Source organism: Rubellimicrobium mesophilum DSM 19309 (assembly GCF_000600335.2).
Lineage (GTDB): Bacteria > Pseudomonadota > Alphaproteobacteria > Rhodobacterales > Rhodobacteraceae > Rubellimicrobium > Rubellimicrobium mesophilum.
The window spans coordinates 1-20,973 of sequence record NZ_KK088597.1 but is presented as its reverse complement, the minus strand read 5'-3'; the positions used below and the strand labels follow the sequence as shown (position 1 = coordinate 20,973).

At 72.3% G+C, this 20,973-nt stretch carries 19 protein-coding genes and 1 pseudogene; 8 read left to right on the top strand and 12 right to left on the bottom strand.

The window, feature by feature from the left end:
* Window positions 1–20 precede the first annotated feature (20 nt).
* A complete protein-coding gene (locus RUMESO_RS17640; RefSeq protein WP_082484211.1) occupies window positions 21–2,183 on the top strand; it encodes a lytic transglycosylase domain-containing protein in 2,163 nt (720 codons plus the stop codon).
* Between the two features lie 53 nt (window positions 2,184–2,236).
* Window positions 2,237–3,187, top strand: coding sequence for a BadF/BadG/BcrA/BcrD ATPase family protein (locus RUMESO_RS17635; protein ID WP_037281965.1), 951 nt, complete (start codon window positions 2,237–2,239; stop codon window positions 3,185–3,187).
* Here RUMESO_RS17635 and RUMESO_RS17630 read toward each other — a convergent pair.
* Window positions 3,166–3,744 (bottom strand): RsmD family RNA methyltransferase, encoded by a 579-nt coding sequence (locus RUMESO_RS17630; RefSeq protein ID WP_037281964.1) that lies wholly within the window; start codon window positions 3,742–3,744, stop codon window positions 3,166–3,168. The two genes, RUMESO_RS17635 and RUMESO_RS17630, sit on opposite strands and share 22 nt — an antisense overlap.
* Window positions 3,741–4,952: an NAD(P)/FAD-dependent oxidoreductase gene (locus RUMESO_RS17625; RefSeq protein WP_037281980.1), complete on the bottom strand. Its 1,212-nt coding sequence runs from the start codon at window positions 4,950–4,952 to the stop codon at window positions 3,741–3,743. Before RUMESO_RS17625 ends, RUMESO_RS17630 begins: the two co-directional genes overlap by 4 nt.
* Window positions 4,953–5,033: 81 nt before the next feature.
* Between RUMESO_RS17625 and RUMESO_RS17620 the strand changes: the two genes are divergently transcribed.
* Window positions 5,034–5,525: a peroxiredoxin gene (locus tag RUMESO_RS17620; RefSeq protein WP_037281963.1), complete on the top strand. Its 492-nt coding sequence runs from the start codon at window positions 5,034–5,036 to the stop codon at window positions 5,523–5,525.
* Between the two features lie 80 nt (window positions 5,526–5,605).
* Here the strand turns inward: RUMESO_RS17620 and RUMESO_RS17615 are convergent, their stop codons facing one another.
* From RUMESO_RS17615 to RUMESO_RS17585, 7 genes and pseudogenes are all read right to left on the bottom strand, one after another.
* Window positions 5,606–5,968, bottom strand: coding sequence for a 4a-hydroxytetrahydrobiopterin dehydratase (locus RUMESO_RS17615; RefSeq protein WP_082484209.1), 363 nt, complete (start codon window positions 5,966–5,968; stop codon window positions 5,606–5,608).
* A gap of 35 nt (window positions 5,969–6,003) precedes the next feature.
* Complete coding sequence (locus RUMESO_RS17610) at window positions 6,004–6,588, bottom strand: glutathione S-transferase family protein (protein WP_245639318.1); 585 nt, start codon at window positions 6,586–6,588, stop codon at window positions 6,004–6,006.
* Between the two features lie 4 nt (window positions 6,589–6,592).
* Window positions 6,593–7,773, bottom strand: a pseudogene (locus tag RUMESO_RS17605) (GNAT family N-acetyltransferase).
* The gene (locus RUMESO_RS17600; RefSeq protein WP_037281962.1) at window positions 7,770–8,528 is read right to left on the bottom strand and encodes a glycerophosphodiester phosphodiesterase family protein; all 759 of its coding nucleotides are present in this window, start codon (window positions 8,526–8,528) and stop codon (window positions 7,770–7,772) included. Before RUMESO_RS17600 ends, RUMESO_RS17605 begins: the two are co-directional and overlap by 4 nt.
* Window positions 8,525–8,986 carry a RidA family protein gene (locus tag RUMESO_RS17595; protein ID WP_037281960.1) on the bottom strand — a complete coding sequence of 154 codons (462 nt, stop codon included), beginning with the start codon at window positions 8,984–8,986 and terminating at the stop codon, window positions 8,525–8,527. Before RUMESO_RS17595 ends, RUMESO_RS17600 begins: the two co-directional genes overlap by 4 nt.
* A gap of 56 nt (window positions 8,987–9,042) precedes the next feature.
* Entirely contained in the window at window positions 9,043–10,350 is a 1,308-nt protein-coding gene (locus RUMESO_RS17590) for an HlyD family type I secretion periplasmic adaptor subunit (RefSeq protein ID WP_037281958.1), read from the bottom strand.
* Window positions 10,347–12,086: a type I secretion system permease/ATPase gene (locus RUMESO_RS17585; protein ID WP_037281957.1), complete on the bottom strand. Its 1,740-nt coding sequence runs from the start codon at window positions 12,084–12,086 to the stop codon at window positions 10,347–10,349. Before RUMESO_RS17585 ends, RUMESO_RS17590 begins: the two co-directional genes overlap by 4 nt.
* Before the next feature lie 110 nt (window positions 12,087–12,196).
* On the opposite strand from RUMESO_RS17585, the gene RUMESO_RS17580 reads away from it, so the two are divergent.
* From RUMESO_RS17580 to RUMESO_RS17570, 3 genes are all read left to right on the top strand, one after another.
* On the top strand, window positions 12,197–12,925 hold the full coding sequence (locus tag RUMESO_RS17580; protein ID WP_037281956.1) for an MlaA family lipoprotein: 729 nt from the start codon (window positions 12,197–12,199) through the stop codon (window positions 12,923–12,925).
* Window positions 12,925–13,530 (top strand): MlaC/ttg2D family ABC transporter substrate-binding protein, encoded by a 606-nt coding sequence (locus RUMESO_RS17575; RefSeq protein WP_037281955.1) that lies wholly within the window; start codon window positions 12,925–12,927, stop codon window positions 13,528–13,530. The genes RUMESO_RS17580 and RUMESO_RS17575 overlap by 1 nt, the downstream gene beginning before the upstream one ends.
* Before the next feature lie 63 nt (window positions 13,531–13,593).
* Window positions 13,594–14,064: a hypothetical protein gene (locus RUMESO_RS17570; protein ID WP_211262918.1), complete on the top strand. Its 471-nt coding sequence runs from the start codon at window positions 13,594–13,596 to the stop codon at window positions 14,062–14,064.
* A gap of 1 nt (window position 14,065) precedes the next feature.
* Here RUMESO_RS17570 and RUMESO_RS17565 read toward each other — a convergent pair whose 3' ends face one another.
* Window positions 14,066–16,315 carry a transglycosylase domain-containing protein gene (locus RUMESO_RS17565; RefSeq protein WP_037281954.1) on the bottom strand — a complete coding sequence of 750 codons (2,250 nt, stop codon included), beginning with the start codon at window positions 16,313–16,315 and terminating at the stop codon, window positions 14,066–14,068.
* A gap of 262 nt (window positions 16,316–16,577) precedes the next feature.
* Here RUMESO_RS17565 and RUMESO_RS17560 point away from each other — a divergent pair, with 262 nt between their 5' ends.
* Window positions 16,578–16,916, top strand: coding sequence for a P-II family nitrogen regulator (locus RUMESO_RS17560; protein WP_037281953.1), 339 nt, complete (start codon window positions 16,578–16,580; stop codon window positions 16,914–16,916).
* A gap of 23 nt (window positions 16,917–16,939) precedes the next feature.
* On the top strand, window positions 16,940–18,463 hold the full coding sequence (locus RUMESO_RS17555; protein ID WP_051521448.1) for an ammonium transporter: 1,524 nt from the start codon (window positions 16,940–16,942) through the stop codon (window positions 18,461–18,463).
* A gap of 143 nt (window positions 18,464–18,606) precedes the next feature.
* On the opposite strand, the gene RUMESO_RS17550 is transcribed toward RUMESO_RS17555, so the two are convergent.
* Both RUMESO_RS17550 and sseA read right to left on the bottom strand, forming a co-directional pair.
* Window positions 18,607–19,788, bottom strand: a complete 1,182-nt coding sequence (locus RUMESO_RS17550) for an amino acid aminotransferase (protein ID WP_037281952.1) — start codon at window positions 19,786–19,788, stop codon at window positions 18,607–18,609.
* A 12-nt stretch (window positions 19,789–19,800) separates the two neighbouring features.
* Window positions 19,801–20,646, bottom strand: coding sequence for a 3-mercaptopyruvate sulfurtransferase (gene sseA / locus RUMESO_RS17545; protein ID WP_037281950.1), 846 nt, complete (start codon window positions 20,644–20,646; stop codon window positions 19,801–19,803).
* Between the last annotated feature and the right edge of the window lie 327 nt (window positions 20,647–20,973).

The following is a 20,973-nucleotide window of genomic DNA, read 5'->3' as shown; positions in this document are numbered from 1 at the left end:
CCAACCGGACCCGGCGCCTCATGCGATTCTCGGAACTTGCCCTTCGTTCGGCCCGCCGCCTGGCCGTCTCCTGCCTCGCGCTCGGCCTCGGGACGGGGGCCGCCCTGGCCGAGTCCGCCGCCGTCTCCGCCCTGCGCGAGGCCAATCGCGAGGCCCGCTCGGGCGACTGGGAGGGCGCTTTCGCCGCCGCCGACCGGGGCGGCCCGGTGGTCGAGGCCATCATCGACTGGCAGGCGCTCCGGGATTCCGGGGGCGAGTTCCGCGAATACACCGACTTCATCGCCGCGCACCCGGACTGGCCCGACCTCGACGACCTGCGCGCCAATGCCGAGACCTCGATCCCCGGCAAGGCCGCGCCCGAGGACATCCTGGCCTTCTTCGGCGACGAGCTGCCCGGGACCGGCATGGGCGCCAAGGCCCTCGCCCAGGCGCTGATCGAGACCGGCCACCCCGACCGCGCCCGTCGGATGCTCGAGAAGGTCTGGCTGAGCCAGCCGCTCAACGATGCGGGGCAGGCGACCCTGATCGCCGCCTTCCCCGACTGGCTCGGGCCGCTGAACGCCGACCGCGCGAGCGCGATGCTCTGGCGCTGGCGCACCGCCGACGCCGAGCGGATGCTGCCGCTCCTCTCCACCGACCAGCAGGCCCTGGTGCGCGCCCGCATCGCGACCATCCGCGAGCGGGGCAACGCCGCCGACCTGACCCGGGCGCTCCCCGCGAGCCTCCGGGGCGACCCCGGCCTCGCCTACGACCGCTACAACCACCTCGCCGAGGAGGGCGACTACTCCGCCGCCCTGAACATCCTCCGCGCCCATACCCGCAGCGCCGAGTCGCTGGGCGAGCCCTACCGCTGGGCCGCCTGGCGGGCGCAGATCGCCCGCTGGCTCATGCGCGAGGGGCGCGCCGAGGAGGCCTACCGCGTCGCCACGCGCCACCAGCTCTCCGAGCACAGCGAGTTCTACGCCGACCTCGAATGGCTCTCGGGCTACCTGGCGCTCCGCTACCTCGACCGGCCCGAGACCGCGCTCCTCCACTTCCGCCGCTCCGAGGCCTCCACGACCGGCCCGATCTCCGGCTCCCGCGCCGCCTACTGGCAGGGCCGCGCCCTCGACGTGCTGTCGCGTCCCGACGAGGCCGCCGAGGCCTATGCCCGCGGCGCCCGGAACCAGACCGCCTTCTACGGCCTCCTCGCCGCCGAAAGGCTGGGCCAGAGCCTCGATCCCCGCCTGACCGGGCAGGAGGACTTCGGCGACTGGCGCACCTCCGGCGAGCTCGCGCACAACGACCTCACGCAGGCGATGCTTCTCCTCCTCGCCGCCGACGACCGGGACGACGCGCGGCGCTTCACGCTCCAGCTCGCCCGGACGCTCGACCGCGACGGCGTGGGGCAGCTCGGCAACCTCCTCGAGGAGATGCACGAGCCCTACCTCGCCGTCGTCGCCGGCAAGGCCGCCGTGGAACGGGGCATCGTGGTCCCCACCGCCTACTTCCCGATCCATCCCATGGCGCGCGAGGGCTGGCCGGTCGAGACCGAGCTCGCCCTCTCCATCGCGCGGCGGGAATCCGAGTTCAACGCCGGCGTCTCCTCGCCCGTGGGCGCGCAGGGGCTCATGCAGCTCATGCCCGCCACCGCGCGCGAGGTCGCGGGCCAGATCGGCCTGCCCTATTCCCAGGCCCGCCTGACGAACTGGGAGTACAACGCCAAGCTCGGCACCCGCTACCTCGCCACCCTGGAGGAGATGTTCGGCACCTCCCCGGTCCTGATCGCGGCGGGCTACAACGCCGGCCCCGGCCGCCCGCGGCAGTGGATGGCCCAGCGCGGCGACATCCGGGACGCGGACGTCGACGTGGTGGACTGGATCGAGCACATCCCCTTCGCCGAGACGCGCACCTACGTCATGCGCGTGTCCGAATCGATCCCGATCTACCGCGCGCGCCTTACCGGCCAGACCGGCCCCATCGAGTTCACCCGCCTCCTCAAGGGCGAGCCGCCGCATATCCGGCCGCAGGCCCGCCCCTACCTCGTGGCCGCCGAGGACCTCCAGCCGGTGGAGCGGATGTCCACCTCCTCGGCCCCCGCGGCCATCGCCAAGGAGGCCGCCATCGACGTGGAGGCCGAGGCCGCCGCCCTGACCCAGGGCGAGCCGCCGATGCGTCCCGAGGCCCGTCCCGACCAGGGCTGACGCCGCCACGGCCTCATGCCAGAGTGACCCCGGAAGCAAGGCAGGGGGACGGCATGGCGTCATGGGTCGCGGCGATCGACGGCGGCGGCACCAAGACGGCCGCCGCGCTGGCCGGCCGCCGGGGCGGCGTCTCCTTCCTGCCCGAAGGTCCCGGCTGCAACCCCCAGGACGGCCCTGGCTGGGCGGGCGTCCTGCGGGCGATCCTGACCCGCGCCCTCCAAGCGCCCGGCGGCGTCGATGCGGTCGTGCTGGGCCTCCCCGGCTTCGGCGAGGTGCCCGTGCATGACGCGGCCGTGCTCGGCCTGCTCGGTGAGCTGCTCAAGGTCCCGTTCGAGCCGATGAACGACGTCTTCCTCGCCCATCTGGGCGGGCTCGGCGGCGGCTCCGGGGTCCTCGTCCTCTCCGGCACAGGCTCCATGGCCGTGGCGCGCGGGCCTCTGGGCATGGTCCGCGTCGGCGGCTGGGGCGACGTGCTGGGCGACGAGGGCAGCGCCGGCTGGATCGGGCGCGAGGCCCTGACGCTCGCCGCCCGCGCCATGGACGGGCGCGCGCCCCAGGCGCTCCCCTTCGCCCGCGCCCTCTGCGCCCGCCTGGGTCCCGAGGCCGGCGGCCCCTTCGCGCCCCTCACGTGGCTCATGGCCCAGCCTGGCACGCCCCGCTCCGCCGTGGCCTCGGCCGCGCGCCACGTCGATGCGCTGGCAGAGGAAGGGCAGGGGGAGGCGCTCCGCCTCCTCCGCGCCGCCGCCGGAGAGCTCGCGCTCGCCGCGCGGACGGCAGCCCTCGGCGCGGGCCTGGAGGAGGGTTTCCCCTGGACCGAGGCGGGCGGCGCCTTCCGCAGCCATCTCCTGCGCGCCGCCCTGGCCGAGACGCTCGGCCGACCGCCCGAGCCGCCCCGCCTCACGACCCTCGCCGGCGGCCTCCTCCGGGCCGCCGAGCTCGCCGGGTGGTCCCTCGACGCGCATTGGGCCGCCCAGGTCGACGCTCAGCTCCGCGCTTGGGCCTGATCCACGCGCAGCAGCGTCACCGCCGTCCCGCCATAGCTCCGTCGGTCGAGCAGCCCGGTCCCCGGCAGCGGCATCATCGGCCCCGCCTCCTCCCAGACCACCAGCGCCCCGGGCGCGAGCCAGCGCCCGGCCAGCGCCGAGGCGAGCGCCTTCGTCCCGAGCCCTCTCCCATAAGGCGGATCGAGGAAGCAGAGCTTGAAGGCCTCGCCAGCGTTCGCCGGCAGCTTCGTCGCGTCTGTCGCGAGGACCCGCGCCTGCCCCTCCCGCTTCGCCCGCGCGACGTTCTCCCGGATCAGCCGCTGACCCACGCGCCCGTCCTCGACGAGCACCGCCTCCATCGCGCCCCGCGACAGCGCCTCCAGCGACAAGGCCCCGGTTCCCGCAAACAGGTCGAGCACCCGCGCCCCGGCGACCGGGTCCCCGAAGCGCCCACCCTCCAAGAGGTTGAACACCGCCTCCCGCACCCGGTCGCTCGTGGGCCGCAGATGCGCCGCCGCGTCGCCCTCGCCGACCTCGGCGAGCGTCAGGCCCCGGTTCGCGCCCCCGACGATCCTCACGCCTTGAGCAGCGCCTTGAGGTCAGTGGCCGGGTCGGTCACGACCTCCGGCTTGGGCGACTTCCCGGCCTCGATCAGCCGCTTGCCGATCATGTAGGCGCGCGAGTCGTTCATCGCGTCCACCGCCACCAGCCGCTCGCCCCGGTAATACCAGTGCGAGAGCGCCTCCCCGATCTGGCGCACGAACACCCGGTCGTAGCCGGTGTTGAGCCCCGCGATCTGCAGCTTGGTGTCGTACTGGTCCGACCAGAACCAGGGCTGCGGCACGTAAGGGGCCTCCGCCCCCATGATGTTGCGCGCCACCGTCTCGGCCTGGTCGATGGCGTTGCCCACGCTCTCCAGCCGGATGCGCCCCTCGCCGTGCGGCAGCGAGGCGCAGTCCCCCGCCGCCCAGACGTTCGGGGCCGAGGTCCGGCCCAGCTCGTCCGTCCGGATGCCGTTCTCCACCTCGATCCCGGCGCTTTCGGCGAGCTTGGTGTTGGGCACGATCCCGACGCCCACGAGCACGAGGTCGAAGGGCAGCTCCTCGCCCGTGGAAAGCTTGGCCGCGACCACACGCCCGTCCTCACCGATGAGCCGCTCCAGCCCCACGCCCTCGCGGATGTCCACGCCCTGCTCCAAATGCAGCCGGCGGAAGTAGTCCGAGGTCTCCGGCGCGGCCACGCGCTGGAGGATGCGCGGTGCCATCTCGATCAGCGTGACCTTCAGGCCCCGCTTGGCGCAGACCGCCGCCGCCTCCAGCCCGATGTAGCCCCCGCCCACGACCAGCACCCGCTTGCCCTCGACCAGCGAGGGCGCGAGCGCGTCGGCGTCGCGGATGTCGCGCATGGTCAGCACGCCCTGAAGGTCGCCGCCGATCGCCGCCGGCAGCCGCCGGGGCGAGGATCCCGTCGTCAGCACCAGCTCGTCGTAGGGCACCTCCGCCCCGGTCTCCAGGATCACCACCTGCCGCCCGGTGTCGATGGCCGCGACCTCGGACCCGAGCCGCAGGTCGATCTCGTGCTCGGCGTAGAAGGCCTCGGGGCGCAGGTAGAGCCGCTCGCGCTCCAGTTCGCCCAGCAGATAGTCCTTGGACAGCGGCGGGCGCTGGTAGGGCGGGTGCGGCTCGGCCCCGATCAGCGTGACCTGGCCCTGGAACCCGTCCGCCCGCAGCCGCGCCACCAGCGCGCACCCGGCCTGACCGGCCCCCACCACGACGACATGGGTCATCCTCAGCCCCTCCCGCTTGACGGCGGGCAACCTATCTCCCCTTGCTGCGGGCGCAATCGCAAAACTGGAGCGGATCAGATCATGGCGATCGAAGTGGGCGAGCGGCTTCCCGAAGGCACGCTGCTGCGGCGGGCCGACGGCAGGAACGAGGAGGTCCCGACCCGCGACCTCTTCGCGAACCGCCGCGTGGTGCTCTTCGGCGTGCCCGGCGCCTTCACCGGCACCTGTTCCACCGCCCATGTCCCCAGCTACATGCGCGTGATGGCCCCCCTCGCCGCGCGCGGCGTGGACGAGGTCGTCTGCGTCTCGGTCAACGACCCCTGGGTGATGCAGGCCTGGGGCGAGTCGACCGGCGCGACCATGGCCGGGATCACCCTGCTCGCCGACCCCTCGGGCGACTGGGTCGAGGCGCTGGGCCAGTCCTTCACCTATGCTCCATCCGGATTCTACGGCCGCTGCCGCCGCTTCTCGGCGCTCGTGGAGGACGGCGTGGTCCGAATCTGGCACGAGGAGCTGGGCGCCGGCGTCTGCGAGGCCACGGCCGGCGAGGCGATGCTGGCCGCGATGGCGTGAGGGCGGGGCTGTAGGGGGGTCACCCCACCATGCGACCGCTCTTCCGGGGCCGCTCGTGGATGGTGGGGTGAAACCCCACCCTACTTCTTGTGATACGTCTCGCAGAGGCAGACGATCTCCTGCGCCTGGTCCCTCTGCACCTCGGCACTGCCCGCATACTTGTCGAGCACCACCGCCATGTCGGTGTCGAGCTTCGACAGCCCCCCGCAGTCATGCGTGGTCAGCCGCACGTCCACCACGTTGAAGACGTTGCGCCAGTCCGGATGGTGGTTCCTCTTCTCCGCCAGCAGCGCCGCGCGGTTCATGAAGGCCCAGGCCTCGGAGAAGTTCCTGAACTTCCAGATCTTCCGGATCGAGTCCGTCTCCGGGTCCGCGCCCCATCCCGCCTCCCCCAGCGGGGGCAGCAGCGCCTGCCGTTCCTCCTCGGTGAGCTTCTCAGCCATGGGCGGCCGCCTTCCGTTCCGCGATCAGCCGGTTGTCAGCCTCCTGCGCCTTGAGCGCCGCCGGACGGTTCCTGAGCCGGTCCCAGTAGGCCTGGAACGCGGGCTCCGCCGGGATCGTGCCGGTCAGGAGGCCGAAGCCGATATGCGACCCCAGATAGAGGTCCACGACCGAGAATCCATCGCCGCAGAGGTAGTCCCGCGACCGAAAGCTCCCCCTTCAGCGTCTCGATCACCCGCCCGAAGCTGCCGTAGCCCAGCCGCCCCTCCTGCTGCACGTCCGCCGCCTCGAACCCCATCGAGTGGTTCGTCACCGCGTATTCCAGGGGCCCCGCCACGAAGAACATCCAGCGCCAGAACCCCGCCCGGTCCTCCGGCATCAGCTCCGCCGCCGGAAACGCCTCGGCCAGGTAGCCGAGGATCGCCCCCACCTCGGTCACGACGCGCCCGTCGTGGACCAGCGTCGGCACCTTCGCCATCGGGTTGATCGCCAGGTACTCCGGGGTCCGCATCTCCGCCCCGAAGTCGAGGATGCGCGCCTCGTAGGGCTCGCCCACCTCCTCGAGCATCCAGCGGGCGATGCGGCCGCGCGACTGCGGGTTGGTGTAGAGCGTCAGAGCCATGGGATCAGTCCTGTTCGACGTGGGCCTCGTGCCGGAACGGCCCGAGGGAGGTGAGCACCTCGATCTCCCGTCCCACGGCGGCGCGCTCGCGGTCCAGGTAGTCGGCGATGGCGGCGCGGAACTGCGCGTCCCCGATCCAGTGGACCGAGTGGCACATCACCGGCCGGTAGCCCCGGGCGATCTTGTGCTCCCCCTGCGCGCCCGCCTCGACGCGGGTCAGCCCCTGCGCCAGCGCCCAGTCGATCGCCTGATAATAGCAGAGCTCGAAATGCATCATCGGGACGTGCTCCGTGGCCCCCCAGTAGCGGCCATAGAGCGTGTCCCGCCCGATCAGGTTCATGGCCCCGGCCACCGGCCTCTCCCCCGCATCGCCAGGATCAGGAGGATGTCGTCGTTCATCTCCCGCGCCGCGATGTCGAAGAAGGCGCGGGTGAGATAGGGGCTCCCCCACTTCCGCGCGCCGGTGTTCTGGTAGAACCGCCACATCGCGTCCCAGTGGCGCGGCTCCAGCGCCTCCCCAGTCAGCGCGACGATCTCGCCCCCGAAGCCCTGCGCCTCGGCCCGCTCCCGCCGGATGGTCTTGCGCTTGCGCGAGGACAGCGCCGCGAGGAACCCCTCGAAATCGCCGTAGCCCTCATCCTCCCAGTGGAACTGCTCGGACGCCCGGCGCAGCAGGCCCATGGCTTCCCCGGCGTCGGCCTCGCCTTCCGTGCAGAAGGTGACATGGAGCGACGACAGGTCGTTGTCCGAGGCGATCTGGACCGCCGCCTGCACCAGCGCCGCCTGTCCCGGCTCCTCGTGCCCCGGCTTGCAAAGGAACCGCCGCCCGGTCACCGGCGTGAAGGGCACCGCCATCTGCAGCTTTGGGTAGTAGCTCCCGCCGGCCCGCTCCCAGGCGTTGGCCCAGGACCAGTCGAAGATGTATTCCCCGTGGCTGTTGCTCTTAGCGTAGAGCGGCGCCACCGCGACCACCTCGCCCCCGACGTGCACCGCGAGGTGCCGGGGCTGCCAGCCCGTCCCGCGCCCGACGCTGCGGCTCTCCTCCAAGGCGTGCAGGAAGCGATATGTCGTGAACGGGTCCACCGGCCGCCCGCCGTCCGCGACCTCGGGGCAGGCACAGGCGTCCCAGGTCGCCTGCCCGATCTCCTCGATCCGGTCGTGGACGCTGACCTCGACGGCGGTCACGCGAGATAGCCCTCGAAGGTGACGTTGTCCGCGACGGCCCGCGCCAGCCGCTCCTGCTCCGCCGACCGGATGGTCCAGCAGAGCACCGCCGCCCCTTGCGCCTTCAGTTCCGCCACGCGCGGCCGCCTAAGGTCGGACGCCTGATGGCTGATGAAGCAGGCCCCCGCCGCGTCGTAGTCCTCGATCCGCCGCAGGTGCTCCAGCCGCTCCGGCCCCGCCGGCGCCCACTCATGGTCGGACGGATCGAAGTCGCAGGTCGTGAGCCCTCTCGGCACCTCCGGCGCGAGGTCCCTGAGCGCGATCACCGAATGCGGGTTGAACGACATCAGCGCCACCGGCCCCTCGTAGCCCCTCAGCTCCCGCGCCGTCGCCTCCTCCAGCACCCCGTCCACGGGCGCCAGCCGATGCGTCTGGTCCTTGACCTCGATCAGCAGCGGCACCCGCCCGGCGACGAGGTCCAGCACCTCCCGCAAGGTCGGCACCCCCTCGTCCCCATGCCGCAGCTTCAGCTTTCCCAGCGCCGAGGCCGTGCGTCCCCGCAGCGGCCCGTCCTCGCCGGTCAGCCGCATCAGCTCGTCGTCATGGAACACCATGGCGACGCCGTCCGCCGAAAGCTGGAGGTCGCACTCGATCCCATAGCCGCGCTCGATGGCCGCCCGCATCGCGGCGCGGCCGTTCTCGGGCCGCCCCGCGTCACGGTCGTGCAGCGCCCGGTGCGCGATGGGGCGGGACAGGAAGGCGTCGGGGAGCCTCATCGCAGCAGGAACACCCCTTCGATCTCGACGGCGGCGCCCAGCGGCAGCGCCGCCACCCCCACCGCCGACCGCGCGTGGCGCCCGATCTCGCCCACCGCCGCGATCATCAGCTCCGAGGCGCCGTTGATGACCTTGGGCTGGTCGAAGAACCCCGGCGCGGAGGCCACGAACCCCGTGAGCTTCACCACCCGCAGGAGCCGCCCCCAGTCGCCCTCGCAGGCCGCCTTGACCTGCGCCAGCAGCGCCAGCGCGCAGGTCTGCGCCGCCTTCGCGCCCGCCTCGGCGTCCATGTCGCCGCCGAGCACGCCCCGGATCACCCCGTCCGCGTCCCGCGAGACCTGCCCCGAGACGTGCAGCAGGTCCCCCGCCCGCACGAAGGGCACATAGGCCGCGAGCGGGGCCGCCGCCTCCGGCAGGCTCAGCCCCAGCCCCGCCAGCCGTTCCTCGATTCCGTCCATCCGGTTCCCCTGCCTGATCCGGGGGCGAAGCTAGCGCCCGGACCGGGGGCCGTCCATCACGTCTCCCGGAACGCCTTGGTGAAGTAGTCCGACAACGGCTTGACGAGGAAGGACAGCGGCGTGCGCTCGCCGGTCTCGATATAGGCCTCGACCGGCATCCCGGGCAGCAGCTCCAGCCCCTCGGGCAGCTTCGCCGCCTCGCCGTCCTCGATCTCGATGTCGGCGCGGTAGTAGGACCGGCGCGTCGCCTCGTCGTGGAAGGCGTCGGCCGAGAGCTGCACGATCCGGCCCGCGATCTCGGGCGTCTCCCGCTGGTTGAAGGCGGGGAAGCGCAGCATGACCTCCTGGCCCACATGGACCTCGTCCACGTGGATCGGCTCCACCTGGCTCGCGACCACCAGCGGCCGGTCCTGCGGCACCAGGTAGAGGATCGGCTCCGCCGGCCGGATCACCGACCGCGGCGCGAAGACCTGCATCCCGTAGACCACCCCCGACACCGGCGCCCGGATGTCGAGCCGGTCGAGCCTGGTCAGCAGCGCGCGGCGCTTCTCGCTCAGCTCGATCTCGTTGAAGCCGAGGTCCCGCAGCGCCGAGGAGGCCTCCTCGCGCCGCTGCGACTGGGTGCGCAGGATCTGGATCTCGATCTCGGTGCTCTTGCCCTCGGCCTGGGCGATGGCGGCGGTCAGCTCGCCCTGCTGGCCCTGGAGGTCGGCCTGCTGGGCCTGCAGCTCCAGCACCCGCGCCGACTGCGCGAGCCCGCGGTCGAGAAGCGACTGCTGCGCCTCGAGCTCCTTCCCGATCAGGTCGATCTGCGTGACGATGGCGGCCTGCTGCGCCTTGATGCCGTCCACCTGGTCGGCCAACTGGTCCTGCTGGCGCCGGAGCTGCTCGATCTCCCGCTCCTCGGTCTCGTGGCGCGCGTCGAAGAGCTGCCGCGAGCCCCGCATCTGCCCCTCCGCCACCGGGTTGTCGGTTTCCAGGAGCAGGGGATCGAAGGTCAGGGTTTCCGCGTCCTTCTCCTCGGCCTCGAGCCGCGCCTTGCGGGCGAGGATCTCGAGGAGCTGCCCCTCGACCACCGCGAGGTCGCTCCGGAGCTGCTCGTCGTCGAGCCGGATCAGCAGGTCCCCCTGCTGCACGGTGGCGCCTTCCTTGACCAGGATCTCGGCCACGATGCCGCCGTCCGGGTGCTGCACCACCTGCCGGTTCTGCGCGACCTCGAGCTGCCCATGCGCGACCACGGCGCCCATGATGTGGGTGGCGGCGCCCCAGGTCCCGAACCCGCCCACGAGCACCGCGAGGCAGGTCGCCCCGAGGAGGAGCGGCGAGCGCGCGGACCAGCCGTTGCCGTTGCCCGGGGCGCTCACGTCACGCCTCCCACCGGCCCCTGGGCCGCGATCTGGCGATGGTTGGTGACCATTTCCCTGAGCACCTCCTCCTTGGGTCCGAAGGCCCGGCGCGTCCCGCTCTCGATCACGAGGAGCATGTCGCATTCCTGGATCGCCGCCGGACGGTGCGCCATGATGAGCACGGCGCTGCCCTTCTCCTTGAGGCTCTTGATCGCGGCGTTGAGCGCGAGCGAGCCATCGTTGTCGAGGTTCGAGTTGGGCTCGTCCAGCACCACGACGACCGGGTCGCCATAGAGCGCGCGCGCCAGCCCGATCCGCTGGATCTGCCCGCCCGAGAGCCGCCCCCCGTTGGCCGTCACCCGCGTGTCGTAGCCGTCGGGGAGCTTCAGGATCATCTCGTGCGCCGCCGCCGCCTTGGCCGCGCGCACCACCTCGGCGTCGTCGGGGTTGGGCGACAGCCGGGCGATGTTGTCCTTGATGGTGCCGTCGAACAGCGCCACCCGCTGCGGCAGGTAGCCGATGTACCTGCCCAGCACGTCCGGGTCGTACTGGTCCAGCGCCGCGCCATCGAGCCGAACCTTGCCGGCCGCCACCCGCCAGTGGCCGGTGAGGGCCCGCGCCAGCGTGGACTTGCCCGCGCCCGAGGTGCCGATCACCCCCACCGCCTGCCCGGGCTCGACCCGGAACGAGACCATGCGCAGCGTCGCCTGCTGCTCGCCCGGCGGCACCACCGTGACCTGCTCGAGCTCCAGCCGCGCCTTGGGGCGGGGCAGGGCGGTGCGCTTCTGCTCCTCGGGGATCTCGCCCAGCAGCGTGGACAGGTTCCGCCAGCCCTCGCGCCCGCGCTCGATGATCGACCATTGCCCCACGATCGTCTCGATGGGCTGCAGCGCGCGGCCCAGCAGGATCGAGCTCGCGATCATCACGCCGCCCGTGGCCATCCCCTGGAGCACGAGGTAGGCGCCCAGGCCCAGCATGGCCGACTGGAGGAACTGCCGCACCGCGCGGATGAGCGAGGAGTAGCTCCCGCTCGCGTCCTGCGCGGCGATGTTGGCCTCGAGCGACCGCCCCCGGGCGATCTGCCAGCGGGTGAAGGCGGCGTCGCGCATCCCCAGGGACTGGATCGTCTCGCTTTCCTGGCGGACCTGCGAGCCCGTGACCTCGGCGGCGACCGTGGTCTGCGCGGCGATCTCCAGCGGGCGCTTGGTCGCCCCCTGGTTCGCGAAGGCCAGCGCGACCAGCACCGCGGCGCCCGCCACGGCGAGGTAGCCCAGCCAGGGGTGGAAGATGAAGATCCCGGCGAAGAACAGCGGCGCGAAGGGCAGGTCGAACATCGCCATCAGGGCGGGCGAGGTCATCGCCTTCTGCACCCCTTCGAGGTCCCGCATCCCGGTCTGCGCCTCGCGCTGCGCGCGGGCCAGCGAGGGCGCGCGCAGGGCGGCGGAGAAGACGCGCCGGTCCATCCGCGCCTGGAAGCGCGCGCCGACCCGGCCCATCACCCGGCCCCGGGCATAGTCGAGGATCGCCATGCAGCCGTAGAGGAAGGCCACCAGCACCGTCAGCGAGACCAGCGTCTCCACCGACCGCGAGCCCAGCACGCGGTCGTAGACGTTGAGCATGTAGAACGGGCCCGTGAGCATCAGCAGGTTCACGAAGAAGGTGAACACGGCCACGGCCCAGACGAGCGGCCGCCCCTCGCGCCGCGCCGCCCTCAGTTCCGCCGCGCCTCTCGCCGCCGCGTCATCCTTGGCCATGCCACCCTCGTCCTTGTCCCTGCCCCGGTCCTTCGTTCCGCCGGGGGTTCCGCACGTATCGGTTGCGCCGCTATACCAGAAAGCAGACCTCACGTAACCCCGGTGCCCCGATGAAGCGCTGCGCTCTCGTTTTCGTGCTCCTGTCGTCAGCGGCCGGCTGCACCGTGGCCCCGCCGGAAACCGGGATCAACGACCCCTACGAGCCCTTCAACCGGCAGGTCCATGCCTTCAACAAGTCGCTCGACCAGGCCGTGCTGCGTCCGCTGGCCCGCGCCGGCGGCCACGCGCCCGAGGGGCTGGGCGAGCCGGTCGTGAACTTCGCGGGCAACGCGGGCCTCCCCGGGACGGTGGTGAACAACCTCCTGCAGGGCGACATCGGCGGCGCCGCGACCAACACGCTGCGCTTCCTCGTCAACACCACGGTCGGCCTCGCGGGCCTCGCCGACCCGGCCTCCGCCATCGGCCTCCACGAGGTCGAGACGGACTTCGGCGCCACTCTCGCCCGCTGGGGCGTCCCCGAGGGCGCCTACCTGGAGCTCCCCGTCCTCGGCCCCTCGACCGAAAGGGACGCCACGGGCCGCGTCGTGGACCTCCTGCTCGACCCGCTCGACCGCCTCGACCGGGTCCCGCGCGAGATGCGGGACTACGCCCTCCCCGCCCAACTGGCCGAGGAGGCCATCGACCGCGCCCGCCTCGGCGCCACCTTCGACGACGTGCTCTACGGCAGCGCCGACAGCTATGCGCAGGCCCGGCTGATCTACCTCCAGAACCGCCGCTTCGAGCTCGGGGAGGACCAGGCCTCCGAGGACCGCTACATCAACCCCTACGAGGACCAGTGATGCCAGTCGCTCCCACCACCCGCCGCGCCGTCCTGGCCCAAGGGGCCGCCCTCGCCGCCGGGCTCGCGCTCGCCCCGCCCGCCCGGGCCCAGGACGTCGCCGCCGCCCGCGCCCTGGTCGACCAGCTCGTCGCCAACGTCAACGCCGTCATCGCCTCGGGCCAGAGCGAGGACCGCATGATCGCTCAGTTCGCCCAAATCTTCCTGGCCTACGCCGACGCGCCCACCATCGCGCGCTACTCGCTGGGCGCCGACGCCCGCCGCGCCACCCCCGACCAGCTCGCCCGCTACACCGCGGCCTTCGCCAACTACCTCGCCGAGAAGTACGGCCGCCGCTTCCGCGAGTTCATCGGCGGTCAGGTCGTCGTGCAGGACGCCCGCGCCGTCCCCAACGGCATCGAGGTCACGACCACCGCGATCTTCCAGAACCAGGCGCCCTTCCGCGTGGACTTCCAGGTCTCCGCCGCCTCCGGCCGGCTCCGGTTCTTCAACCTCATCGTCGAGGGCGTGAACATGCTCCTCTCGGAGCGGACCGAGATCCAGGCCATGCTCGACCAGCGCGGCGGCGACCTCGACCGCCTGATCGCCGACCTCTCCGCCATGTGAGGCGCTGGCCCCCGGCCCACCCGGCCCCATATCGCTTCCGGGACATCACCCCCGGAGGCCCCCTTGATCCGACCTCTCCTCCTCGCCTTGGCCCTCCTCCCCCAGGCGGCCCTTGCCCTCCCCTGGGACGGCACCTACCGCCTCTCCGAGGATTCCGACTGCGACAGGGTGGGGGAGGAGGGCGGCGCGCTCCGCATCGAGGAGGGGGTCCTCCACGGCGTCGACTCCACCTGCCGGATGAGCGAGCCCGTGGACGTCCTCGATCTCGACGCCACGCTCTACGTCATGGACTGCGAGGGCGAGGGCCAGACCTGGACCGAGCGCGCCATGCTGATGAAGGCCGCCCAGGGCGACGCGATCTTCCTCGCCTGGCGCGGCTACGTCTTCCGCTACGACCGCTGCCCGGCGCCGGAGGGGGCCTCAGCCGAACCGGCGGACGACGCCCCCGACGACGGGGCCCCCGACGACGGGGCCCCCGACGACGGGGCCCCTGGACAGGAGGACGCAGCGGGCCCCTCCGACGCAGCCGACTGACCTACTGCCCCGACAGGATCCCCATCAGCGCATCCAGCACCGCGCCCTCCGACGAATCCCCCTCCCCGGGTGGCAGCGGGGCGCCGAAGGCGGCGGCCAGCGCCGCGTCGGTCGCCGGGTCGCCGGTGGGCTCGTAGGGCTCGCCCGAGCCGTCCGCCAGGAGGCCGTTCGGCTGCACGAAGCTGCCCGTCCCGCCCCCGGAGGGCGGCATCATCGGCAGGGGCTGGGGCGTCTCGCCGTCCAGCACCCGCGTCATGGTCTCGTGCCAGATGTCGGCCGGCAGGCCCCCGCCTGTCACCCCCCTGAGCGGCGTGTTGTCGTCGTAGCCCATCCAGACGCCGCAGACGTAGTCCGCCGAGAAGCCGATGAACCAGGCGTCCCGCGCCGCCTGCGTGGTCCCGGTCTTGCCTGCGACCTGCCAGCCCGGGATGCGCGCCCTCTGGCCGGTCCCTTCCTCGACGACCCGCCACATCATCCAGGTGAGCTCCCGCGCCGCCCTCTCCTGGATCACCCGCTCCCGGATGCCGCCGCCCTGGCCCATGACCGGCGCCTCGTCGCCCTGCAGCATCAGGTCGATCAGCCCGTAGGGCGCCACCGCCGAGCCGCCGTTCAGGATGCCGGCATAGGCCCCCGTCATGTCGAGCAGCGTCGATTCCGAAGCCCCCAGCGCCAGCGCCGGCCCGACCGCGAGGTCCCCCTCGATGCCGAACTGCGCGGCGATGTTCCGCACCGCCTCGCGCCCCACGGTCTCGCTCAGGCGCACGGCGGGGATGTTGCGGCTCTCGGCCAGCGCCTGCGTGAGGGTGATCGTCCCCTTGAAGGCGTGGTCGTAGTTGTCCGGGCACCAGCGCCCCGACCCGGCGATGGACATGCACATCGGCGTGTCCTCCACGTAGTCGAGCGGGCTCATGCCGAGGTCCAGCGCCGCCGCGTAGACGAAGGGCTTGAAGCTCGACCCGGTCTGCCGCTGCGCCTGCGTCGCCCGGTTGAAGAGCCCCGCCCCCGCCTGCCGCCCGCCGACCATGGCCCGCACCGCGCCGTCCGAGCTCATCACGACGATGGCCGCCTCGGCCTTGCTCCCCGCCCGCACCTGGTTCTGGAACACGGCCCCCAGCGCCTCCTCCGCCGCCCGCTGGATGCGGGGGTCGAGCGTGGTGCGGATGGTCACGTCCTCAGTGGTGTCCTGCGTGAAGAACTCCGGCCCCGACTCCATCACCCAGTCCGCGAAGGCGCCGCCCTCCTTGGAGGACGCGGCCGCCGACAGCCGGGCCGGGTTGTCGCGCGCCTCGAGGGCCTGCGCCTCGTCGAGGTAGCCCTGCTCCTCCATGAGGCCGATCACCACGTTGGCCCGGTCGCGCGACCGCTGGAGGTTGTTGGTCGGCGCATAGGTCGTGGGCGCCTTGAGGAGCCCGGCCAGCATTGCCGCCTCGGCGGGCGTCACGTCCTTGGCCGAGACCCCGAAATACCGCTGCGCCGCCGCCTCGAAGCCCCGCGTGCCCGATCCCAGATAGGCGCGGTTGAGGTAGATCGTCAGGATCTCCTGCTTGGAATACCGCAGCTCCATGGCCAGCGCGTAGACCGCCTCCTCGATCTTGCGCGTCATCGTCGTGCGCCGGCAGTCGGCCTCGTAGGCGGCCTCGTCCTCCCAGACCTCCGCGTCGTAGGGGCGCCCGAGGCACAGGAGCTTGGCCGTCTGCTGCGTGATCGTGGAGCCGCCGTTCCCCGACAGGGGCCCGCGCCCCTCGCTCAGGTTGATGCGGATGGCCGAGGCCACGCCCTGCGGGTCGATCCCCGGATGCCACCAGAAGCGCCGGTCCTCGGTGGCGACGACCGCGTCCACGAGGTAGGGCGACACCTCGTCCGCCGTCACCATGCCGCCGAACTGGTCCCCCCGCCAGGCGAAGGTCTCGCCGTAGCGGTCGAGCAGCGTCACCGACCCGCGCGCCCGCCCGTCCACGAGGTCGCCCACCGGCGGCAGGGTCGAGGCGTAGTAGGCCACCCAGGCGCCCAGCACGACGCCGCCGACGAGGCCCGCGCGCCAGGCCACGGCCCAGACGCCCCGCAGGACGAATCGGATCAGCGCCAGCGGAAAGCCCAGGAGCCAGGCGATGGGCCCCTTGCGGCGCCGAGGCTTGGCCGGCGCCTTGGCGCGGCGCGGCGCAGGCTTCCTGGGCGGCGTCGACCCGCCCCCGCCGCCCGAATACCGTCGCTCCGCCACAAGCGGCGACTTGCCCGATCCGTTTCTGCCCATGCGCACTCGGCCGCCCTGCCGACGGCCGCCCCAAGTTTTCGGCGACCCTAGACCAAGACGCCGTCCTTGTCGAAGGCCTGCATCCGCCTCACCGCCTCGTGAAGCTCCTCAATCTGCCTGCTTTTCAGGCAAGTCGCCCAATTTGTGCAGAATTTGTGCAGTAATGCCTCCGGCGGGCCTTCTACGGGGCGGCGCCAACTTGCCCAAGCGTCAGCCCCCGCCCCTTGGTGGCCCCGGAACGGACGCAAAGGGGGTCAGGTTCGTGAAGCTCGTCATCGCTACGATCAAGCCGTTCAAGCTCGAGGAGGTGCGCGAGGCGCTCACCACCGTCGGCGTGCGCGGGATGATGGTCACCGAGATCAAGGGCTTCGGCGCCCAGTCCGGCCATACCGAGATCTACCGGGGCGCCGAATACGCCGTGGCCTTCGTGCCCAAGGTCAAGCTCGAGATCGTCGTCCCCGACGACCTCGTGGACCAGGTCACCGCCACGATCGCCCGCACCGCCCGCACCGACAAGATCGGCGACGGCAAGATCTTCGTCGTGGACGTGGAGGCCGCGCTGCGCGTCCGCACGGGCGAGCTCGACGAGGACGCCCTCTGAGGCCCAAGGGAGACATAGGGACAATGACGAAACTGACGAAACTCTCCGGCCTCGCGGCCCTGGGCACCGCCCTCGCCGCGCTGCCGGCCTGGGCGCAGGACGCCGCCGCGCAGGGCGTGGCCTCGGCCACCAGCGACACGGGCACCCTCGTGCCCTACGTCTACGAGACCGTCGTCGACAAGGGCGACGTGGCCTGGATGACCACCTCCGCCGCGCTGGTCCTCCTGATGACGATCCCCGGCCTCGCGCTGTTCTACGGCGGCCTCGTGCGCACCAAGAACATGCTGTCGATGCTGACGCAGGTCCTCGCGATCACCTCCGTGGTGGCGATCATCTGGGTGACCTACGGCTACTCCCTGGCCTTCACCGACGGCGGCGCCTGGAACTCCTTCGTGGGCGGCTTCGACAAGGCCTTCCTGCGCGGCGTGGACCTCTCCACGGTCGCCGCGACCTTCTCGAACGGCATCTACCTGCCGGAATACACCTACGTCGCCTTCCAGATGACCTTCGCCTGCATCACGCCGGCGCTGATCGTCGGGTCCTTCGCCGAGCGCTTCAAGTTCTCGTCGCTTCTCGTCTTCGTCGTCCTCTGGGTGACCTTCGTCTACTTCCCGATGGCCCACATGGTCTGGTGGTGGGGCGGCCCCGACTTCCTCGCGCAGGAGCAGACCGCGCTCCTTATCGCGCAAGGAGCCGGCGACACCGCCGCCGCCGACACCGCGTCCGCGAACCTCGCCGCCAACGGCCTGATCTTCAACTGGGGCGCGCTCGACTTCGCGGGCGGCACCGTGGTCCACATCAACGCCGGCATCGCGGGCCTCGTGGGCTGCCTCCTCCTCGGCCGCCGCGTGGGCTACGGGCGCGAGAACTTCGCCCCCCACTCCCTCACCATGACCATGATCGGCGCCGCGCTCCTCTGGGTGGGCTGGTTCGGCTTCAACGCCGGCTCCAACCTCGAGGCGAACTCCGTCACCGCGCTCGCCTTCATCAACACCTTCGTCGCCGCCGCCGCCGCCGGCATGGCCTGGCTCTTCGCCGAATGGATCCTCAAGGGGCACCCCTCGCTTCTCGGCCTCGCTTCGGGCGTCGTCGCGGGCCTCGTGGCGATCACCCCGGCCTCGGGCTTCGCCGGCCCCATGGGCTCGATCGTCCTCGGCATCGTCGCCTCGCTCGGCTGCTTCGTCTTCGTGGCCTACGCCAAGAACGCGCTCCGGCTCGACGACAGCCTCGACGTCTTCGGCATCCACTGCCTCGGCGGCATCATCGGCGCCATCGGCACCGGCATCCTCGTGAACCCGGCGCTCGGCGGCACCGGCATCCCCGACTACCTGAGCCAGCCCGGCACCCTCCAGGTCGGCGCCTACGACATGGCCTTCCAGGTCACGGCGCAGGTCAAGGCCGTGCTCCTCACGCTGGCCTGGTCCGGCATCGGCTCCTTCATCCTCTACACGGTCATCAACGTGGTCATGGGCCTGCGCGTCACCCAGGACACCGAGCGCGAGGGCCTCGACCTCGCCGAGCACGGCGAGCCCGCCTACAACATGTGACCCCCGGGGGCGGGCCCTCCTCCCACGCCCCCCAGGTCGCAGGACGGCCCGCGCGCTCTCCCCGCGCGGGCCGTCTCCGTTCCACGGGCACGAAAAAGGGGGCCGAAAGGCCCCCTTGCGCCGTCCGGACGGGGCAGGGACCCTTACAGCCCCACCTCCACCATCGCCTTCGCCAGCACCGGCACCGTCCGGGCGTTCAGCCCCGCCACGTTGATGCGGCTGTCGCCCACCATGTAGATGCCGTGCTCGGCCCGCATCCACTCCACCTGCTCCGGGCTCGCGCCCAGCCGCGAGAACATCCCCTTGTGCGACAGCATGAAGTCGAACCGGTCCGAGTTCGTCAGCCGCCGCAGCTCCGCCGCGAGCTGCTGCCTGAGCCCGATCATCCCGGCCCGGATCTCCTCCAGCTCCGCCTCCCAGTCCGCGCGCAGCCCCGCGTCGCCCAGCACCGTCGTCACGACCCGCGCCCCGTGATCGGGCGGGAAGGAGAAGTTCTGCCGGTTCAGGTAGGCGAGATTCGCCTGCGCCAGCGTCGCCACCGCGTCGTCGCCCGAGACCGCCATCAGCACCCCGGTCCGCTCCCGGTAGATGCCGAAGTTCTTCGAGCAGGATGCCGCGATCAGGCACTCTCCGCCCGCCGCCAGCGCCCGCGTCGCGCGCGCATCCGCCTCCAGCCCGTCCCCGAACCCCTGATAGGCGAGGTCCACGAAGGGCAGCGCCCCGCGCTCCCGCAGCAGCCCCGCGACCTTCTCCCAGGTCCCCGCCTCCGGGTCCGAGCCCGAGGGGTTGTGGCAGCAGCCGTGCAGCAGCACCGCGTCCCCGGCCTTCGCCCCCGCGAGGTCCGCAAGCATCCCCTCGGCATCGACGCCGAGCGTGTCCTCGTCGAAGTAACGGTAGCCCTTCACCGTCATCCCGAGGTGCTTGAGGATCGACAGGTGGTTGGGCCAGGTCGGCTCCGGCACCCAGACGACAGCATCCGGGTTCATCATCCGGATCAGCTCGAACCCCTGCCGCACCGCGCCGGTCCCGCCCGGCGTCGCCACCGCCGCGACCCGCGAACGGGGCACCGCGTCGCCCAGCACGAGCGCCACCATGGCGTCCGAGAACGCCGGGTCCCCGGCCAGCGCCGTGTAGGTCTTGGTCGTCTCCTGCTCCCAGATGCGCTTCTCCGCCTCGCGCACGGCGCGCATCACCGGGGTCCGCCCCTCCGGGTCCTTGTAGACGCCCACGCCCAGGTCGATCTTCCCGTCCCTCGGGTCCGCGCGGAACGCGGCCATGAGCGAGAGGATCTTGTCGGCAGGCTGGTCCTTGAGCTGGTCGAGCATGGAGAGAGGTCCTTACGAGGTTTCGACGGGCCGCCCGCCCGCGCCCCACTCGGCCCAGGAGCCGTCGTAGAGCGCGTGCGACCGCCCGAGCCGTTCGAGGGCGAGCGACAGGATCGCAGCGGTGACGCCCGACCCGCAACTGGTGACGACAGGGCGCTCCGGGTCCACCCCGGCGGCCTCCATCGCCTCGGCGAGCGCTTCGTCGTCCTTCATGGTCCCGTCCGGGTTCAGCACTGCCCCGAAGGGCAGGCTCCGCGCCCCCGGCATATGGCCCGACGCGAGCCCCGGCCGGGGCTCCGGCGCCTCCCCCCGGAACCGCGCCGCCGGACGGGCGTCCAGCACGGTGGCGGCCCCGTCCCGCAGCGCCTCGGCCACCTGATCGGCCGTCCGCACCCAGGAGGCGTCGGGCGCCAGCGCGGGCTCGGCAGGGCTCGCGACCCCGGCCTCCCCGGTCTCGACCGGCCCCTTCTCCGCGAGCCACTTCGGCAGGCCCCCGTCCAGCACCGCCACGCGGTCGTGCCCCATCCGGCGGAAGGTCCACCACGCCCGGGGCGCCGAGAAGACGCCGAGCGAGTCGTAGACCACGACCTGCGTCCCCGGCCCGATCCCCTCTCGCGCCATCCAGGCGGCGAAGTCGCTTGCGGGCGGCGCCATGTGGGGCAGGGGGCTGCCGTGATCCGAGATCGCGTCGATGTCGAAGCGCCGCGCGCCGGGGATATGGGCGACTCGGAACTCCGCCTCCGGGTCGCGGCCTGCGTTCGGCATGTGCCAGGAGGCGTCGAGGACGACGAGGCCCGGCTCGCGCAGCCTCTGGGCCAGCCACTCCGTCGAGACGAGGGTCCTGGGATCGTCGCGCATGGCGCGCTGCCTAAGGGGAGGCCGGGACGGACGCAAGCGGGGGCGTGGCCTTCGTCCCCGTAGGGTGGGTGGTTCCGCGCCGTGCGCGGGTTCACCCACCACGCACCGCCTGCAACGGAGCGCCCCGCCATCCACCCTCGCCCCGTAGGGTGCGCTTCAGCGCACCAGGCAACGTCGCCGCGGCACGCGCAGGGCGGGGTTCCACTCCACCGGCAACGCCGGCCCGGAGCACGACGGCTCCGCCCCGCCGTAGGGTGGGCTTCAGCCCACCATCCCCGGCCCGCTCGGGGCGGTGATTCGTCCCGTGCCGCTGGCGGGCTGAATCCC